We start from the raw sequence: 16429 nt of genomic DNA, 5'->3' as shown, positions 1-16429 counted from the left end.
CCCCCGATGTGTCCACTTTCCGGGGGTCGGGCCCGATCCACACTCGCCGTGGCAACGTCCTACCAACGAAAACACCAACGGGCTAGTCAGAGACTTCCTGCCCGAAGGAAGCGACTTTAGTGCCCTGACCGACAAGGATGTCCAACACATTCAAGACCTTCTCAACGGGCGCCCCAGAAAAGTCCTCAACTGGTATAAACCAGAAGAGAAGATACAAGAACTATTCAAGTGATGCATCCACCACTTGAAACCGCCGAACTTTTTTGCTCACGATTTGGCATCTGGGGCGGTTTCGGCCGCATCTTCGGCGCCGTCTGCAGCGGGTTGTGCGCTCCCACCGTCTTGCGGTTGGGCCTCCCACTGCGTGGTAACCGGCCACATCTCGGTGATGGACTCCCATTCTTCCTTCCAGTCCTCGCCGATGGCTTGGTCTTGGAGCATGCGTACCTGCTGGGCAGGCATCGGCGGCTTGGGCCCCAGCTTCGGAGGCAGGACGGGGCGGTTGACCTTGGGGGCGAAGGGGGAAAGCGGCACGCGCGGAATGCGTGGCTTGCGGGCAGCTAGGCGGCTGGCCTGGTGGAAGGAGAAGTGGCCCACGCGTTTGATGGTGGCATAAGGACGGAAGTACTGCGGGCGACGCAGGCGGCGGGCCACGCGCTCGCCCAGCACAACGCCAGCAGCCAGCGCACCAGCGATGGCAATAGCGCGGGCAAGGTTGGTAAAGCCCACAATCATTTGCTCATTCAGCGAGGCGTACATGCCGCGGTACAAGGTCAGACCCGGCAGCATCGGGGTATAGCCCACGATCATCGTGATAAGCGGCGGCATCATCCACCGGCGGGAGAGCAAGCCACCGGCCAGGCCCACAGCCACTGCGGAAATGCCGCTGGCCACCACAGCGCCCACGCCAAATGGAATGACCACAAAGTAGTAGAAGAGCATACCGGCGCCGGCCGTCAGACCAGAGATGGTGACCTCAATCCACGAGGCGCCACAAGCCAGTGCAAAGGCCACCGAACCGATGCTGCCGAACAGAATGAGCAGCGGAACCTGGTGGTAGACCGGCGGCGCGAGCGTCGCCAGCGGCGGCAGCGTAAAGCCCATCCAGTCCGAGAACTGAATACCAACGCCAACGCCGGCGATGATAGCGCCCGTGGCCAGCATTGCCTCAAAGAAGCGAGCCGCCGAGGTCACCGGTGCGCGGGTGATGCCGTCAACCAAGCATTGCACCAGCGTGAGGCCAGCGACGAGGACGATGATTCCCGAACCAATAATCTGCGAAGGCGAGAACGTAATGCCCATGCCCGCAGCCAAGTTGTAGAGGATTGCCGCAGGCACGACGGCCAAGAATCCGCCAATAATGTTCTGGTAGAACGGCGGCACTCGGAACTTCGCGGCCCACGTGTTCACACCCATGATGAGCAAAGAGACGAAAAACGCCACGACGCCAACCAAGGCATCGCCGCCCAGCATGACCGCGAAGGAACCGCCCATAACGCCCCAGCCCGCCAGAACGGTGGAGGTGCGATAAGGCGCCTTCATGTTGTTGATCTCATCGAGGACGCGCTCAGCCATCGCCGGCGGGGTGGCGCCCGAACGGATGGAGTAGATCAGGCGGTCCACAGCAGAGAGCTTGGAAAAGTCCACGGTAATAGCCGGTGCCACGCGGAAGACGTGGAGATTGCGGCGGTTGGCGCCGGTGCCAATTGCAGTGTGGATCGTGATCGTATTCATCATGATGTCCACGTGGCAGTAGTGCAGACCATAAGACGACGCCACGAGGTGAATCTGCGCCTTCGCGTCTGAGTTCGCGGTGCCAGCGCTGATGAGGATTTCACCCACGCGGGCCGCGATCTCCATGACGCCCGTGACTTGGGCGGCATCGGTCAGGTCAACCGGCGCCAGCGGCGATGGTGGCGGCGCGGCCTTAGCCGCGTCGATCGTGGCAACGTAGCCGGAAGAGGCACTAAAACGCTCTCTCCATGCGGAAAAGAAAGACACCCAACTAACCCTTAAACACGAACCCTAGAAATGACCAAAACTTGCGCGGAGACTATTCCTGCACTCTAACTGTTATGACTCGCGTGCGCACAGGCCACCCCAGCATTTTTCTAGGGCGCGGTGCTCAGGTACGATTCTTCGCAGCGGTATTAACCGCGGTGCTGGAGTGGCGCAATCGGTAGCGCAACGCACTTGTAATGCGTAGGTTGCGAGTTCAAGTCTCGTCTCCAGCTCAAGACTGCTTTACGTGGAGCTCCCCGGTGTCCAAGAACGCCAGGAGGAGCTCCACTATTTTTTTGCGTGAAGTCGCCGGAATCTTGCGCTCGGTCAGGTGGTCATGCACCCACAAGCCGTTGCCCAACAGCGTTACGATGAGCGGGCTGAGGTTATTTCCGGCTGGGTCGGGCATCCAGCGCTTGTCGACGCCACTCCATTGCTCCATGAAGTCCGCGTGTTGCTGTGAGTGAATGCTCATCAGCAGCTCGATGAGCGGATCGTTCTTGCCCAAGGACAAGATGAGTGCCCGGTAGCGCTCCTTCTCACTGAGCTCCTCCGCCTTCTTGCCACCAGCCAGCGCCTCCAGCTCGTCCTCCCAACGCTGCGCGCAGAAGCGGTGGCAGTCCACCAGCAGCGCGTGCCGGGAGGGGAAGTGGTAGATGAGCCCCGACTTGGAGATGCCGGTGGCGGTGGCGAGGGCGTCGTAAGTCACGGCGTGCACGCCCTCCGCCTCGATGATGGCGAGGGCGGCCTCGAGGGCCTCGGTCTTCTTGCTAATGCGCGGCATTATTGCCTCCAGACTTGGGGTTGTGCTTGAAGCACCAGCCGGTTACTGCGGCTAGAACCAGCATAAAGGCCATGAGCCCGCCCAAGGTGGTGAGGTAGGCCTCGTTGTAGGCGCTGGCGGCGGTGTCGTGGGTCGCGGCGTCGTAAAGCGCCTGCATGCCTGAGATGCCTTCGGGGAGGTTGCGGGCGTAGAGCAACGGGAGGATGGATCCCGTGATTGCGATGGACAGCAACGTGCCGAACTCGTAGGAGACCTCCTCCACGCCCGCGGCCATGCCGGAGCGGTGCGCCGGTGCCGCGCCGATGATGGCCGTGGAGGACACGGACATCGTCAAGCCCGCGCCAATACCCATCGTGAGCATGCCCGCGACGAAGAGCCAGAAGATGCCGTGGTGGCCGGCCCACATTGCGATGCCGATGCCGGCCCCCATGCACAGGAAACCGCCCGCGATGATGGGCAGAAAACCCCAGCGGTGCAGGTTAGCACCGCCCAGCGTGGACATCGGGAGTGCGGCGATGGCCACCGCGGAGATGGTCAGGCCGGCGTGGAGGGGCGAGAAGCCGTCGACAAGCTGCAGCTTCTGGGTAGTGAGCATCTCCAAGCCGGACATGCCAAACATGGCGCCGCCCGCGGTGATGACGCCGCCGGTAAAGACGGGGGAGCGGAAGATGTCGAAGGTCAGCAGTGGGTCCGTGAGCTGGTTCTGGCGGCGGGCAAAGAGGAATGTGCCGACGAGGAAGACCAGCAGCGCGCCACCGGCGAGACTGAACTGGGAGCCCGCGAAGGACTTGATGGAAAGCACCAGCGAGGACAGCGTCACCAGGGCGAAGAGCGAGGAGATGAAGTCCCAGTGTTTCTCGGGATTCGGCTGATTGGGTGGTGCGAGGAAGTAGGTCAGGATCAGTGCGATGAGGACGATGGGCACGTTGAGGAGGAAGACTGAACCCCACCAAAAGTGCTCCAACAGGAATCCTCCCACGGTGGGGCCGGCGGCGGCGCCGACCACGGCGACCGAGCCCCAGATGCCGATGGCGGTGTTGCGCTCGATTTCGTCGTCGAAGGTCAGGCGAATGAGCGCGAGGGTCGCGGGCATCATGACGGCAGCGCCGAGTCCGAGCAGCGCGCGGGCGCCGACGAGGAACCATGCGCTGGGGGCGAGGGCTGCAGCTAGGGAGGCTCCGCCAAACAGGAAGAGGCCGATGACGAACATGCGGCGGTGGCCGATGCGGTCACCCAAGGTGCCGGTTCCTAAAAGAAGGCCGGCAAGCACTAGCGCATAAGCGTTGATGATCCACAGCTGTTGAGTCGAGGTGGTGTGGAGCTGCTCAGAGAGCGCGGGGAGCGCGGTGTACAGGATGGAGTTATCCAGGCCGATCATGAGCAGGCCGAGCGAGACCACAGCGAAGAACGTCCAGCGCTGGGCCTTTGTCGATTGGGTGGCGGCGTGATTGTGCTCGGAATCTAGTGTGAACATGCGTGAAACTGTACCGAACGGTCATTGCAGTTTCAAACCCGTGGAAGGGCGTGTGCTCCGTGTCACTCGAGTGGGGTGAGCGTGAGTCTTAAGCAATTTGTTGGCATGGCAGTGACTGTACGGGGACACTGGGGTGTGGAGATTTTCTAAAGACTTTCTAGTTACAAAATCCTTAAGACTAATTCTGAAAGAAGCAGTGATATGGCGAAAAATTACGCAGAACAGCTCGTAGAAACTCTCGAGGCGCAGGGTGTCGAGCGCATTTATGGCCTCGTGGGTGACTCCCTGAACCCTATTGTTGACGCAGTCCGCCGCTCCTCGATCGACTGGGTTCACGTCCGCAACGAGGAAGCCGCAGCCTTCGCCGCTGAGGCAGATTCTCTGACCACCGGCAAGCTTGCGGTGTGTGCGGCATCGTGCGGCCCTGGTAACACCCACTTGGTGCAGGGGCTTTACGACGCCCACCGCAACGGCGCCAAGGTCCTAGCCATCGCCTCCCACATCCCATCCCGCCAGATCGGCTCCAAGTTCTTCCAGGAGACCCACCCGGAGATGCTCTTCAACGAGTGCTCCGCTTACTGCGAGATGGTCAATTCTGCTGATCAGGGCGGCGTTATCCTGCACCACGCAATCCAGTCCACCATGGCTGGCAAGGGTGTATCCGTGCTGGTCATCCCGGGCGACGTTTCCACGCAGGAGGCTGGGGACGACACCTTTACCGGCTCCACCATCTCCGCCGGCCGCCCGGTTGTGTTCCCAGACCCAGCCGAGGCTGCAGCCCTGACTCAGGCCATCAATGAGGCTAAGACCGTGGCGCTCTTCGTCGGTGCAGGCGTCAAGGATGCGCGTGAGCAGGTGCTGGCTCTGGCTGAGAAGATCAAGGCGCCAATCGGCCACGCCCTGGGCGGCAAGATGTACATCCAGTACGACAACCCGTTCGACGTCGGCATGTCCGGTCTGCTGGGGTACGGCGCGGCTCACGACGCCACCCACGAGGCCGATCTGCTCATCCTGCTGGGCACCGACTTCCCGTATAACGACTTCCTGCCAAAGGAGAACGTGGCGCAGGTCGACATCGACGGCTCCCACATTGGCCGCCGTACCAAGATCAAGTACCCGGTCACCGGTGACGTTGCTGCCACCATCGAGAACATCCTTCCGCACATTGATGAGAAGAAGGATCGCCGCTTCCTGGACAAGATGCTCAAGGAGCACTACAACAAGCTCAACCACGTGGTGGAGGCCTACACCAAGAAGGCTGAGAAGATGAAGCCTATCCACCCAGAGTTCGTGGCCAACATCATCGATGAAGAAGCGGCTGACGACGCCGTCTTCACCGTCGACACCGGCATGTGCAACGTCTGGGGCGCGCGCTACATCACGCCGAATGGCAAGCGCGAGCAGATCGGCTCCTTCCGCCACGGCACCATGGCCAACGCCCTTCCGATGGCCATTGGAGCACAGGCCGCTAACGAAGGCCGCCAGGTCATTTCCTTCTCTGGCGATGGCGGACTGTCCATGCTCATGGGTGAGCTGCTCACCGTGAAGCTGCACAACCTGCCGGTGAAGACCTTCGTCTTCAACAACTCCTCGCTGGGTATGGTCAAGCTGGAGATGCTGGTGCAGGGCCTGCCGGAGCACGAGACCGACCACGCACACGTGGACTACGCGGCGATTGCTGAGGCTGCGGGCATCAAGCACATCCGCATCGAGGACCCAAAGAAGGCCCGCAAGCAGATCCGCGAGGCGCTGGCATTCGACGGCCCAGTTCTGGTGGACATGGTCACCGACCCGAACGCACTGTCCATCCCACCGACACTGACCTTCGAGCAGCTTCTGGGCTTCTCCAAGGCAGCTACCCGCACTGTCTTCGGCGGCGGCGTGGGCCAGATGCTGCAGCTGGCACAGTCCAATCTGCGTAACATCCCGCGTCCGTAGCGAGCTAAAGCTCGCTACGGACGGCCAAGCGGCTCGCTACGGACGGCCAAGCGGCTCGCTAGCTTTTGTGCGGATCGCGCACCGGAATGAGGATGAGCGCGCCGACGAGCAGGACCAGGCCGATGGCCAGCACGCCGCCGCGGTCGCCTTGGCCGAGCCACGACACAAACAGGCCGAAGAGCAGGGGAGTCAGCCAGCTCACCGCGCGGCCGGTCGTGGCATAAAGTCCGAACATCTCGCCCTCGCGGCCCGCAGGGGCAACGCGGGCGAGGAAGCCACGGGCCGAAGCCTGCGCCGGGCCCACACATAGGCACAGGACGAGCCCGCAAATCCAGAAGGCCGTGGCGCCCGAAGCAAAATACATCACAATGGCCATCGCCGTGAGCGTGATGAGACAGGTGACGATGATGGCCTTGGGGCCCACATGGTCGTCGATAAGCCCGCCTATCACCGCACCCAGTGCAGCGGCGACGTTGGCGGCAACGCCGAAGATGAGGACGTCGCCAGGCAAAAGCCCATAGACGGATACGCCGAGCACGGCACCAAAACTAAACACCGCGGATAATCCGTCGCGGAATATGGCGGAGGCGAAAAGAAAGTAGACCGCATTGCGGTCCACCTGCCACAGATCCCGCAGCGTGCGGAAGAGCTCCTTGTAGGAATCCACCACGCCGCCGGCCGCATCGCCCGAAGGCGTAATTTCCGGAACACGAAACAGCACTGGCAGGGCGCTCACACCAAACCAGATGGCCGCCAGCAGCGCCACCATGCGCATGTTGAAGCCGCCCTCCGTGGAAAGCCCCAGCGCGCCGCCATCCCCGGACACGAACCCGAAGTAGCAGATGAGCAGCAGCACGATGCCGCCAAAATAGCCCGCGGACCAGCCCAGACCGGAGACCCTGCCCACCTTGTCCTCCTCAGCCACCTGATTGAGCTGCGCGAAGTAGTTGACCTCAGCGAACTGGATGCTCACTGAGCCCACCGCGAGGCCCAGCAGACCCAGCCAGAAGTACACGGGCGCATCGTTGCGGATGAATGCGAGTGCCGCCATGGCAAGGAACGTCATAAGCGACCAAAAGCCCAGCGCGCGGCGGCGCCTGCCCAGCCGGTCGGAGCGCTGCCCCATGACCGGGGTGACCGCAAAGATAACAAGGCCCGCCACCGTCATGGACCATGACAGCCACTGTGCGGGAGTGAACTGGGAATCGATCTGCTTGCCCACCGAGTCGGTCAAGTAGACGGAGAAGATGAAGGTCACCAGCACCGCGTTGAACGCAGCCGAACCCCAGTCCCACATTGCCCAAGCTGCCACGGTCGCCTTGTCCGTGCGCATGTTTGTGCGCTTGCGCGTGGGCGTATCAAAACCCGTACTAGGAGAGGCGAGCGAGTTGGCCGGGGAGTCAGTCATAAGTCGAAATACTAAGGCCTAGAAAAGGATTCTGCTTGACTTAGGGAAAATAGCTAGCCTGGAGGTTCACAGGTTGCGTCCAGAATCTCTTCAGTGCCCTTGGATGACGAGGTGCCATTATCTAAAAGAAGCTCAAGAGAGAAACATTTAATCCGCAATCTCCCAACATCTGCCAAACGCAGCCGCTGAAGGAAGTTATAAGAAACAATGGACGAAAGTAAAGAAGTAAAAGTCCTCGTCGTTGACGATGAGCCAAATATCGTGGAGTTACTCACCGTATCCCTGAAGTTCCAGGGATTCGAAGTATTTAGTGCTAACTCTGGCACCGAAGCGCTGCGCGTGGCCCGCGAAGTCAACCCCGACGCCTACATCATGGACGTCATGATGCCCGGCATGGATGGCTTTGAGCTCCTAGGCAAGCTGCGCCAGGAAGGCCTCGACGGCCCGGTCCTTTACCTGACCGCCAAGGACAGCGTGGATCAGCGCATCCACGGCCTGACCATCGGCGCCGATGACTATGTGACCAAGCCATTTAGCCTAGAAGAGGTCATCACCCGCCTGCGCGTCATCCTGCGCCGCGGCGCCAACGTGGACGACGTTAACAATGACGCCACCATCTCCTATGCGGATCTGACCCTCAACGATGACACCCACGAGGTCACCAAGGGCGGCGAGATCGTCGAGCTTTCGCCCACAGAGTTCAACCTTTTGCGCTACCTGATGCAGAACAAGGAAGTCGTGCTTTCCAAGTCCAAGATTCTGGACAACGTGTGGCACTACGACTTCGGTGGTGACGGCAACGTCGTCGAATCTTATATTTCCTACCTGCGCCGCAAGATCGATACCGGGGATACCCAGCTCATCCACACCGTCCGCGGTGTCGGCTATGTGCTGCGTATGCCGCGCTCCTAAGCGTCCTCAAAGTCCGAGAAACTAAAACCTAATGAGCACTTCTGATTCCGCGGCACCAAAGGTACCGCTTGATTCGCCTGAACCGGTGGTAGCTACGGGCGCTGCGGTTCCCGTCGGCGAGCCTGCTAAGCGACGCCGCGTGCAGCGACCCAAGGCGATGCCTTTGCGCACTTGGTTGCTCGTGCTCATGGTCTTGGTCTCTGGTCTGGGTCTTGCCGGTTCCTCGTTGGCTGTTTCCTCGATCATGACTGACGTCATGTACGCGAACGTGGACGAGCAGCTCAAAGAGGCCACCAATGGCTGGGTTCGCAACCTGAGCAACGATTCCTACGCGGGCGACTACTCCCGGCGTCCACCGACGGAATACGTTGTTTTGTCCTATCTGCCGGACGGAACCATTCTCTACACCGGCCCCAATGCCAGCATGCCGGACGCCAAGAAGCTCTATATCGATGACGAGCCGGCAACCATCAATTCAGTGGGAGATTCTGAAACCAAGTGGCGTGCCGTGGCCATCAAGCAAAACGGCACGGTCACCATCGTGGCCAAAGACCTGACCCGTGAGACGATCATGCTGCGCGGTCTCGCGATCGTGCAGATCATCATTACAGCGGTGGTCATGGGCATCATCGCTGTTGTCGGTATGTGGTTCATCCGCCGCGCGCTGCGCCCATTGCGAGTGGTGGAGAAAACTGCCTCGCAGATTGCGGCGGGAGACCTCGACAAGCGTGTCCCGGATTGGCCGCTACACACCGAGGTGGGCCAGCTTTCGGCCGCCCTCAACATCATGCTGGGGCAGCTGCAGCGTTCCGTGGTGCAGGCGCAGGAGAAAGAGGAACAGATGCGCCGCTTCGTGGGCGATGCCTCCCACGAGTTGCGCACCCCGCTTACCAGTTTGCGTGGCTACACCGAGTTGTATCGCTCCGGCGCCACGCAGGACGTGGACATGGTCTTTTCGAAGATTGATGATGAGTCCAAGCGCATGTCCCTGCTGGTTGAGGATCTCCTCGCGTTGACCCGCGCGGAGGGTTCGCGCCTAGACATGGGCACCGTGGATATGCTTGAGCTAGTGCTCTCAGCTGGTTCTTCGGCCCGCGCGGCCTTCCCTGGTCGCCAGATCGATGTGGTCAATGAGGCCGCCGATATCCCGCTGGTTAAGGGTGATCCTGACCGTCTGCACCAGGTGCTGCTCAACCTGGTCTCCAACGCGCTTCGCCACGGTGGCGAGGAAGCGAAGGTCAAGCTCACCATCCGCGAGGAAGCGGGGGAGAAGGGCACTGATGTGCTTATCGACGTCGCGGATGACGGCAAGGGCATGACCCCCGAGGATGCCAGCCACATCTTTGAACGCTTCTACCGCGCGGATACCTCGCGTACCCGCGATACAGGCGGCTCCGGTTTAGGCCTGGCCATTGTGAAGTCCCTTGTGGAACAACACGGAGGCAGGATCTCTGTGGAGTCTGCGCTGGGCGAAGGCTCAACGTTTACGTTGCGCCTGCCCGCGCTGGCTGCCTAGCGGCGGCCTTCCTCGTCAGTGCCGAGGTGCTGACGGATGCGGGCTGCTGCCTCATCCATGGCGGCCGGGTCGGTGGCGTCGGCGGCATAAGCCTTGGCGAAGTCATACTCCTCCATCTTCTCGGTGGGGAAGAGGTGGATGTGGGTGTGTGGCACATCGAAGCCCGCGATGATGTAGCCGGTGCGTGGGGTGTCAAAGGCGGTCTTGATAGCAGCGCCAATTTCCAGTGCCACCGCATTGAGGTGCGCCCACGTAGCTGGGTCAAGGTCAGTCCACTTATCTACTTCCTCGACTGGTACCACGAGGGTGTGGCCGTAGCGCAGCGGTTCGATGGACAAAAAAGCCACGCAGGTTTCATCGCGGTAGACAAAGCGGCCTGGCAGCTCGCCATTAATAATCTTGGTAAATACAGAAGACATGGTGACTAGGCTACCGCCAGTTAAGATAGGCGGCATGCGCATTCTCGTAATTGGCTCGGGCGGCCGCGAACACGCCCTGCTCAAAGGTCTCAAGGCAGATCCACTGACCACCGAACTTCACGTTGCCCCTGGCTCGCCTAATTTCGCGGACTTGGCCACCGTGCACCCTGCGTACTCCAAGGTTGATGACCCAGCTCAGATGCTTCAGCTGGCGAAGAAGATTGACGCTGAGCTCGTCGTCGTCGGCCCCGAGGTGCCGCTTGTGGCCGGCGTTGCCGACGAGCTGCGTGCCAACGGCATCGCCGTGTTTGGCCCCAACAAGTCCGCAGCTCAGATCGAGGGGTCCAAGGCTTTTGCCAAGGACATCATGAATGCAGCTGGCGTGAAGACGGCGCGTGCGGAGCAGCTCGTGCCGGGCACTTCCGATGCCGAGATCGAGGCAGCACTCGACCGCTTCGGCCCGCACTTCGTGGTCAAGGATGATGGACTTGCTGGCGGCAAGGGTGTTGTGGTCACCGATGATCGCGCTGCTGCCAAAGAGCACGTGAACGAGGTTCACGCGGCAGGAAACCCGGTCCTGCTCGAATCTTTCCTCGATGGCCCAGAAGTTTCCCTGTTCTGCTTGGTCGACGGCGAGACCGTTGTCCCGCTGCTGCCGGCACAGGACCACAAGCGTGCCTACGACAATGACGAGGGTCCCAATACCGGCGGCATGGGGGCGTACACCCCGTTGCCGTGGCTGCCTGCCGACGGCGTGCAGCGCATCGTGGATGAAGTGTGCAAGCCGGTTGCCGCAGAAATGGTCAAGCGCGGCAACCCGTACTCGGGCTTGCTTTACGCCGGTCTGGCGTGGGGCAAGGAAGGCATTGCCGTCGTTGAGTTCAACTGCCGCTTCGGCGACCCAGAAACCCAGGCTGTTTTGTCCATGTTGGAGTCCCCGTTGGCGGAGGCGCTGAACGCCACCGCTACTGGCACGCTCGCGGAGCTGGACGAGCTGAAGTGGAAGGACGGCTACGCCGTTACCGTCGTCCTGGCAGCAGAGGGCTACCCGGCCTCCCCACGCAAGGGCGACGTCATCACTGGCCCAGGTCTGGATGACCCGAACAAGGTTCTCCACGCGGGCACCTCGCAAGCCGAAGGCTCGCCAGGTGTTGAAGAGGAAGTCGATGTCATCTCCAACGGCGGCCGCGTGCTCAATGTCTTGGGCCAGGGCGCCACGCTCGCCGAGGCACGAGCTGCCGCCTACGAGGTGCTAGAAGGCCTCAAACTGGAAGGCAGCTTCTACCGTCGCGACATCGGAAAGCGTGCCGAAGACGGCGAGATTTCTATCTAGCTTGTTCTAACGCACCCCCGTATAGCCCAGCTTGCTTCCAAAAGGTTCAGGCTGGGCTTTATACGTGGAATAATGTTTCCCGTGGCTGATAAGAAGAACATTTCCAACGTCCTGTCCTCTCGTTATGCTTCCGCTGAGTTGTCCAACATTTGGAGCCCGGAGCACAAGATCATCTTGGAGCGCCAGCTGTGGATCGCTGTCATGCGCGCGCAGAAGGATCTGGGAGTAGATATCCCCGCCGAAGCTATCTCGGCATACGAGTCCGTGATTGACCAGGTTGACCTCGAGTCCATTGCCGCTCGCGAGCGCGTCACGCGCCACGACGTCAAGGCCCGTATCGAGGAGTTCAACGCGCTAGCTGGCTACGAGCACATCCACAAGGGCATGACCAGCCGCGACCTCACGGAGAACGTCGAGCAGCTGCAGATTCACTCCTCCCTGCGCCTCATCCGTGATAAAGCCATTGCTGTGCTTGCGCGCATCGGCAAGCACGCCGCCGATTACCGGACGCTAGTGATGGCAGGTCGTTCGCACAACGTTGCCGCCCAGGCCACCACCTTGGGCAAGCGCTTTGCTTCCGCAGCTGATGAAATGCTGCTGGGCATCGAGCGCGTGGAGTCCCTGCTCGCGCGATACCCGCTGCGCGGCATCAAGGGCCCGATGGGCACCTCCCAGGACATGCTCGACCTGATGGGCGGTTCCGAGGACAAGCTTGCTTCCCTGGAGACCGCAATTGCGGATCACCTGGGCTTCCACCGCATCTTCAACTCCGTGGGCCAGGTCTACCCACGCTCCCTCGACTTTGACGCAGTTTCGGCTCTGGTGGAGCTCGGCGCTGGTCCGTCCTCGCTGGCTACCACCATCCGCCTCATGGCCGGCAACGAGACCGTGACCGAGGGCTTCAAGGAAGGCCAGGTTGGCTCTTCTGCAATGCCGCACAAGATGAATGCTCGTTCTTGTGAGCGCGTGTGCGGTTTCCAGGTCATCCTGCGCGGCTACCTGACCATGGTGGCCGATCTGTCTGGCCAGCAGTGGAACGAGGGTGACGTGTTCTGCTCCGTGGTTCGCCGCGTGGCACTTCCGGATGCGTTCTTCGCTCTCGATGGCCAGTTTGAGACCTTCCTGACCGTCCTGGACGAGTTCGGTGCCTTCCCTGCGATGATCGACCGCGAGCTCGAGCGCTACCTGCCGTTCCTGGCCACCACCCGCATCCTCATGGCCGCCGTGCGCGCTGGTGTGGGCCGCGAGACCGCACACGAGGTCATCAAGGAAAATGCCGTGGCAGTTGCACTCAATATGCGCGAAAACGGCGGTGATCAGGACTTGGTCGAGCGCCTTGCAGCCGATGAACGTCTGCCGATGAACGCAGCGGATCTTGAGGCCGCATTGGCTGACAAGCACGCTTTCATTGGCGCTGCTGAGTCCCAGGTTAATCAGGTTCTCACCCGCATCAACAACCTGGTCAGCGAGCACCCGAAAGCGGCCGCTTATACCCCAGGCGAGATTCTCTAAAAGCGAATTAGGATAAGACTCATGCGCCCAGAACTTTCTTCTTATAAGCACCTTGCATCAGGCAAGGTTCGCGACATCTATGATGTCGATGAAAATACCTTGTTGATGGTCGTCTCCGACCGCATCTCGGCCTACGACCACTCCCTGGACCCGGCTATCCCGGACAAGGGTCGTGTTCTGACCGCGACGTCGAAGTTCTTCTTCGACGTCATTGACTTCCCCAACCACCTGGCGGGTCCGCTTGATGACGAGCGCATCCCAGAAGAGGTCTTGGGCCGTGCAATGGTGGTCAAAAAGCTCGACATGCTGCCTTTCGAGTGCGTCGCGCGCGGCTACCTCACCGGCTCGGGACTTAAGGAATATCAGGAGAGCGGCACCGTCTGCGGCATCGAGCTGCCCGAAGGCCTTAGCGAGGCCTCCCGCTTGCCAGAGCCGATCTTCACGCCGGCCACCAAGGCGGAGCAGGGCGAGCATGATGAGAACGTGTCCTTTGACGCGGTCGTCGCCAAGCTGGGCAAAGAGCGTGCTGAGGAGCTGCGCGACGCCACCCTGCGCATCTACTCCGAGGCCGCCCGCATCGCGGAGGAAAAAGGCATCATCCTGGCCGATACCAAGTTCGAGTTCGGCCTGGATGAAAACGGCACCCTCATCCTCGCAGACGAGGTGCTGACCCCGGATTCCTCCCGTTACTGGCCGGCCGATACGTATGAAGAGGGCAAGGTTCAGCCTTCCTTTGACAAGCAGTACGTGCGTAACTGGCTGACCTCCCCGGAGTCCGGTTGGGATCAGGCTGCTGACACCACACCGCCGCACCTGCCTGACGACGTCGTCGAGGCCACCCGTGCTCGCTACGTTGAGGCTTATGAGCGTCTTTCGGGAAACTCCTTCTAAGGCCTAATGGCAACGCTCGTGGTCTTTCGCTACAAGGGGCTTATCAAAGGTTTCTTCTAGCCGCAGATTGCGTAAAGTGGGGCGGCATGACTGAATTGACCCCGCCGATTGCCGCAAAACACCCCATCGCCCGCGATTTTCATGGACGTACGTTCGTGGATGATTACGAGTGGATGCGGAATAAAGAATCCGCAGAAACGCTCGATTATCTGCGCGCGGAGAATGCTTATACTGAGCAGGAGACTGCGCATCTTAAAGAGCTGACTGAGAACATCTTCCAGGAAGTAAAGTCGCGCGTGAAGGAAACGGACATGTCCGTGCCTTCGCGCAGGGGCCAGTACTGGTATTACGGCCGCTCTGTCGAGGGCAAGAACTATGGCATTAGCTGCCGCGTTCCGGTGGCCGAAGGTGCTGACCCGTGGACCGCTCCCGTTATTCCAGAGGAAGGCGCGCCTGAGGGCGAGGAAATCCTCTTAGATGCCAACGAGCTAGCAGAAGGCACCGAATTCTTCGCGATGGGTGCCTCCACCGTCTCTGACTCCGGCAACCTGCTGGCTTATTCCGTAGATACCGCTGGCGACGAGCGTTTTTCTCTGGTCATCAAGGACTTGCGTACCGGCGAGCTGCTCTCCGACCGCCTCGAAGGCATCTTCTACGGTGCGACCTGGGTGGGTGATGACTACATCTTTTACACCACGGTCGATGATGCCTGGCGCCCAGATACCGTCTGGCGCCACAAGGTGGGAACCGAGCAGTCCGAAGACGTGCAGGTCATGCATGAAGCCGACGAGCACTTCAATATCGGCGTCGGCAGTATTCGCAGCGAGAAGTACCTGTTCATCGTCATCGGGTCGAAGCTGACCTCGGAGACCTGGGTGCTCGACCGCGAGAACCCCGAAGGCGAATTCCGGGTGCTCTGGGAGCGTGAGGCAGGCGTGGACTACGACGTCGACTACGCCGAGGTCGCTGGCGAGGAGTACTGGATCGTCACCCACAACGCCGATGGCCCGAACTTCACGTTGGCGCGGGTGCCGCTTGTTGTGCCTGGTGCTGAAGCCGGTTCTGCTTTGCCACCGCTGCGCGAGCTGGAGGTCATGATTCCGCATCGCAACGACGTGCGCCTCGAGGGCGCGGACACCTACCGCGATCAGATAGTGGTGGGATACCGCCGCGGCGGTATCGGCCGCGCCGCAATCATGGATGTACGCCATGGTTGGTCCGAGTTCAAGGAGCTACACTTTGGTGAGGAACTCTACACCGTGGGCGTCGGCGGCAACCCAGAGTGGGATGCGCCGGTTCTGCGGGTGAGTTACACCTCCTTCATCCAGCCGAGCCAGCTCTTTGATTATCGTGTCGAGACCGGCGAGTATACGCTGCTCAAGGAGCAGGAAGTGCCCGGCGGTTACAACCCTGATGACTACGTGGCCTACCGCATGTGGTCCGACGCGCCAGATGGCACCAAGATTCCCGTCTCCATCGTTCACCGCGCTGACCTGGAAAGCACCAAGACCAACCCCACGCTGCTGTATGGCTACGGCTCTTATGAGACCAGCCTGGACCCGTATTTCTCCGTCTTCCGGTTGTCTCTCATGGACCGCGGCATGATCTACGCCATCGCGCACGTGCGCGGCGGTGGGGAGATGGGCCGCCCGTGGTATGACGAGGGCAAGCTTTTATCTAAGAAAAACACCTTTACCGACTTCATTGCCGTGGCCGATGATCTCATTGCCCGTGGCGTGACCACGTCTTCCCAATTGGTCGCTGAAGGCGGCTCTGCCGGCGGCCTGCTCATGGGTGCCGTGGCCAACATGGCCCCTGACCGCTTCGCCGCGATTCAGGCATCCGTACCTTTCGTGGATCCGTTGACCTCAATCCTCAAGCCGGAGTTACCTTTGACCGTCATCGAGTGGGAAGAGTGGGGCGATCCGTACCATGATCCAGAGGTTTACGACTACATGAAGTCCTATGCACCATATGAAAACGTCGAGGCAAAGGACTACCCGGATATCCTGGCGATTACCTCGCTGAACGATACGCGTGTGCTCTACGTGGAACCGGCCAAGTGGATTGCCAAGCTCCGCGCAACCGCCACTGGTGGTGAGTTCCTGCTCAAGACCGAAATGGTCGCGGGCCACGGGGGCGTTTCCGGCCGCTACGACAAGTGGCGCCAGAACGCCTTCGAATACGCCTGGACCATCAACAAAGCCACTGGTTTATTGGCCTAGGCGCCACCAACAGCGT

13 protein-coding genes and 1 tRNA gene are annotated in these 16429 nt (G+C 60.8%); 9 read left to right on the top strand and 5 right to left on the bottom strand.

Annotation, left to right across the window (positions count from 1 at the left end):
- On the top strand, window positions 1-232 hold a 232-nt coding region (locus HMPREF3153_RS12835; RefSeq protein WP_210385542.1), incomplete at its 5' end, for an IS30 family transposase.
- 35 nt (window positions 233-267) lie between these two features.
- Here the strand turns inward: HMPREF3153_RS12835 and HMPREF3153_RS03055 are convergent.
- Window positions 268-2001, bottom strand: coding sequence for a threonine/serine exporter ThrE (locus HMPREF3153_RS03055; protein WP_083280931.1), 1734 nt, complete (start codon window positions 1999-2001; stop codon window positions 268-270).
- 160 nt (window positions 2002-2161) lie between these two features.
- Here HMPREF3153_RS03055 and HMPREF3153_RS03050 point away from each other — a divergent pair.
- Window positions 2162-2234, top strand: a tRNA-Thr gene (locus HMPREF3153_RS03050).
- On the opposite strand, the gene HMPREF3153_RS03045 is transcribed toward HMPREF3153_RS03050, so the two are convergent.
- Both HMPREF3153_RS03045 and HMPREF3153_RS03040 read right to left on the bottom strand, forming a co-directional pair.
- Window positions 2234-2785, bottom strand: coding sequence for a TetR/AcrR family transcriptional regulator (locus tag HMPREF3153_RS03045; protein WP_005531306.1), 552 nt, complete (start codon window positions 2783-2785; stop codon window positions 2234-2236). The genes HMPREF3153_RS03050 and HMPREF3153_RS03045 overlap by 1 nt on opposite strands.
- Entirely contained in the window at window positions 2772-4259 is a 1488-nt protein-coding gene (locus HMPREF3153_RS03040; protein ID WP_070419968.1) for an MFS transporter, read from the bottom strand. Before HMPREF3153_RS03040 ends, HMPREF3153_RS03045 begins: the two co-directional genes overlap by 14 nt.
- A gap of 201 nt (window positions 4260-4460) precedes the next feature.
- Here HMPREF3153_RS03040 and HMPREF3153_RS03035 point away from each other — a divergent pair, with 201 nt between their 5' ends.
- A complete protein-coding gene (locus HMPREF3153_RS03035; RefSeq protein ID WP_046646045.1) occupies window positions 4461-6197 on the top strand; it encodes a pyruvate dehydrogenase in 1737 nt (578 codons plus the stop codon).
- A gap of 58 nt (window positions 6198-6255) precedes the next feature.
- Here HMPREF3153_RS03035 and HMPREF3153_RS03030 read toward each other — a convergent pair whose 3' ends face one another.
- Complete coding sequence (locus HMPREF3153_RS03030) at window positions 6256-7605, bottom strand: MFS transporter (protein ID WP_083280930.1); 1350 nt, start codon at window positions 7603-7605, stop codon at window positions 6256-6258.
- Window positions 7606-7812: 207 nt separating this feature from the next.
- Here HMPREF3153_RS03030 and HMPREF3153_RS03025 point away from each other — a divergent pair, with 207 nt between their 5' ends.
- Complete coding sequence (locus HMPREF3153_RS03025) at window positions 7813-8517, top strand: response regulator transcription factor (RefSeq protein ID WP_049062732.1); 705 nt, start codon at window positions 7813-7815, stop codon at window positions 8515-8517.
- Between the two features lie 157 nt (window positions 8518-8674).
- Window positions 8675-10033 carry a sensor histidine kinase gene (locus tag HMPREF3153_RS03020; RefSeq protein ID WP_100619523.1) on the top strand — a complete coding sequence of 453 codons (1359 nt, stop codon included), beginning with the start codon at window positions 8675-8677 and terminating at the stop codon, window positions 10031-10033.
- Here the strand turns inward: HMPREF3153_RS03020 and HMPREF3153_RS03015 are convergent.
- Window positions 10030-10452 carry an HIT family protein gene (locus HMPREF3153_RS03015; RefSeq protein WP_005531319.1) on the bottom strand — a complete coding sequence of 141 codons (423 nt, stop codon included), beginning with the start codon at window positions 10450-10452 and terminating at the stop codon, window positions 10030-10032. The two genes, HMPREF3153_RS03020 and HMPREF3153_RS03015, sit on opposite strands and share 4 nt — an antisense overlap.
- Before the next feature lie 34 nt (window positions 10453-10486).
- Between HMPREF3153_RS03015 and purD the strand changes: the two genes are divergently transcribed.
- From purD to HMPREF3153_RS02995, 4 genes are all read left to right on the top strand, one after another.
- Window positions 10487-11785, top strand: coding sequence for a phosphoribosylamine--glycine ligase (gene purD / locus HMPREF3153_RS03010; protein WP_049151437.1), 1299 nt, complete (start codon window positions 10487-10489; stop codon window positions 11783-11785).
- Between the two features lie 72 nt (window positions 11786-11857).
- Complete coding sequence (gene purB, locus HMPREF3153_RS03005; RefSeq protein WP_070419967.1) at window positions 11858-13297, top strand: adenylosuccinate lyase; 1440 nt, start codon at window positions 11858-11860, stop codon at window positions 13295-13297.
- Between the two features lie 21 nt (window positions 13298-13318).
- Window positions 13319-14188 (top strand): phosphoribosylaminoimidazolesuccinocarboxamide synthase, encoded by an 870-nt coding sequence (locus HMPREF3153_RS03000; RefSeq protein WP_070419966.1) that lies wholly within the window; start codon window positions 13319-13321, stop codon window positions 14186-14188.
- A gap of 86 nt (window positions 14189-14274) precedes the next feature.
- The gene (locus HMPREF3153_RS02995; protein ID WP_046646043.1) at window positions 14275-16413 is read left to right on the top strand and encodes a S9 family peptidase; all 2139 of its coding nucleotides are present in this window, start codon (window positions 14275-14277) and stop codon (window positions 16411-16413) included.
- The last annotated feature ends 16 nt before the right edge of the window (window positions 16414-16429 follow it).

The organism is Corynebacterium sp. HMSC06C06, assembly GCF_001807295.1.
GTDB lineage: Bacteria > Actinomycetota > Actinomycetes > Mycobacteriales > Mycobacteriaceae > Corynebacterium > Corynebacterium striatum.
The sequence above is the reverse complement of the archived record's forward strand: the minus strand, read 5'-3'. Positions and strand labels throughout refer to the sequence as shown.

Bases quoted from the DNA above. Each gene is read 5' to 3' on its own strand.
- HMPREF3153_RS03030 (WP_083280930.1), bottom strand. From the start codon at position 7,605: ATGACTGACTCCCCGGCCAACTCGCTCGCCTCTCCTAGTACGGGTTTT.
- HMPREF3153_RS03035 (WP_046646045.1), top strand. From the start codon at position 4,461: ATGGCGAAAAATTACGCAGAACAGCTCGTAGAAACTCTCGAGGCGCAG.
- HMPREF3153_RS03000 (WP_070419966.1), top strand. From the start codon at position 13,319: ATGCGCCCAGAACTTTCTTCTTATAAGCACCTTGCATCAGGCAAGGTT.
- purB (WP_070419967.1), top strand. From the start codon at position 11,858: ATGTTTCCCGTGGCTGATAAGAAGAACATTTCCAACGTCCTGTCCTCT.
- HMPREF3153_RS03020 (WP_100619523.1), top strand. From the start codon at position 8,675: ATGCCTTTGCGCACTTGGTTGCTCGTGCTCATGGTCTTGGTCTCTGGT.
- HMPREF3153_RS03015 (WP_005531319.1), bottom strand. From the start codon at position 10,452: ATGTCTTCTGTATTTACCAAGATTATTAATGGCGAGCTGCCAGGCCGC.
- purD (WP_049151437.1), top strand. From the start codon at position 10,487: ATGCGCATTCTCGTAATTGGCTCGGGCGGCCGCGAACACGCCCTGCTC.
- HMPREF3153_RS03025 (WP_049062732.1), top strand. From the start codon at position 7,813: ATGGACGAAAGTAAAGAAGTAAAAGTCCTCGTCGTTGACGATGAGCCA.
- HMPREF3153_RS03040 (WP_070419968.1), bottom strand. From the start codon at position 4,259: ATGTTCACACTAGATTCCGAGCACAATCACGCCGCCACCCAATCGACA.
- HMPREF3153_RS03045 (WP_005531306.1), bottom strand. From the start codon at position 2,785: ATGCCGCGCATTAGCAAGAAGACCGAGGCCCTCGAGGCCGCCCTCGCC.
- HMPREF3153_RS02995 (WP_046646043.1), top strand. From the start codon at position 14,275: ATGACTGAATTGACCCCGCCGATTGCCGCAAAACACCCCATCGCCCGC.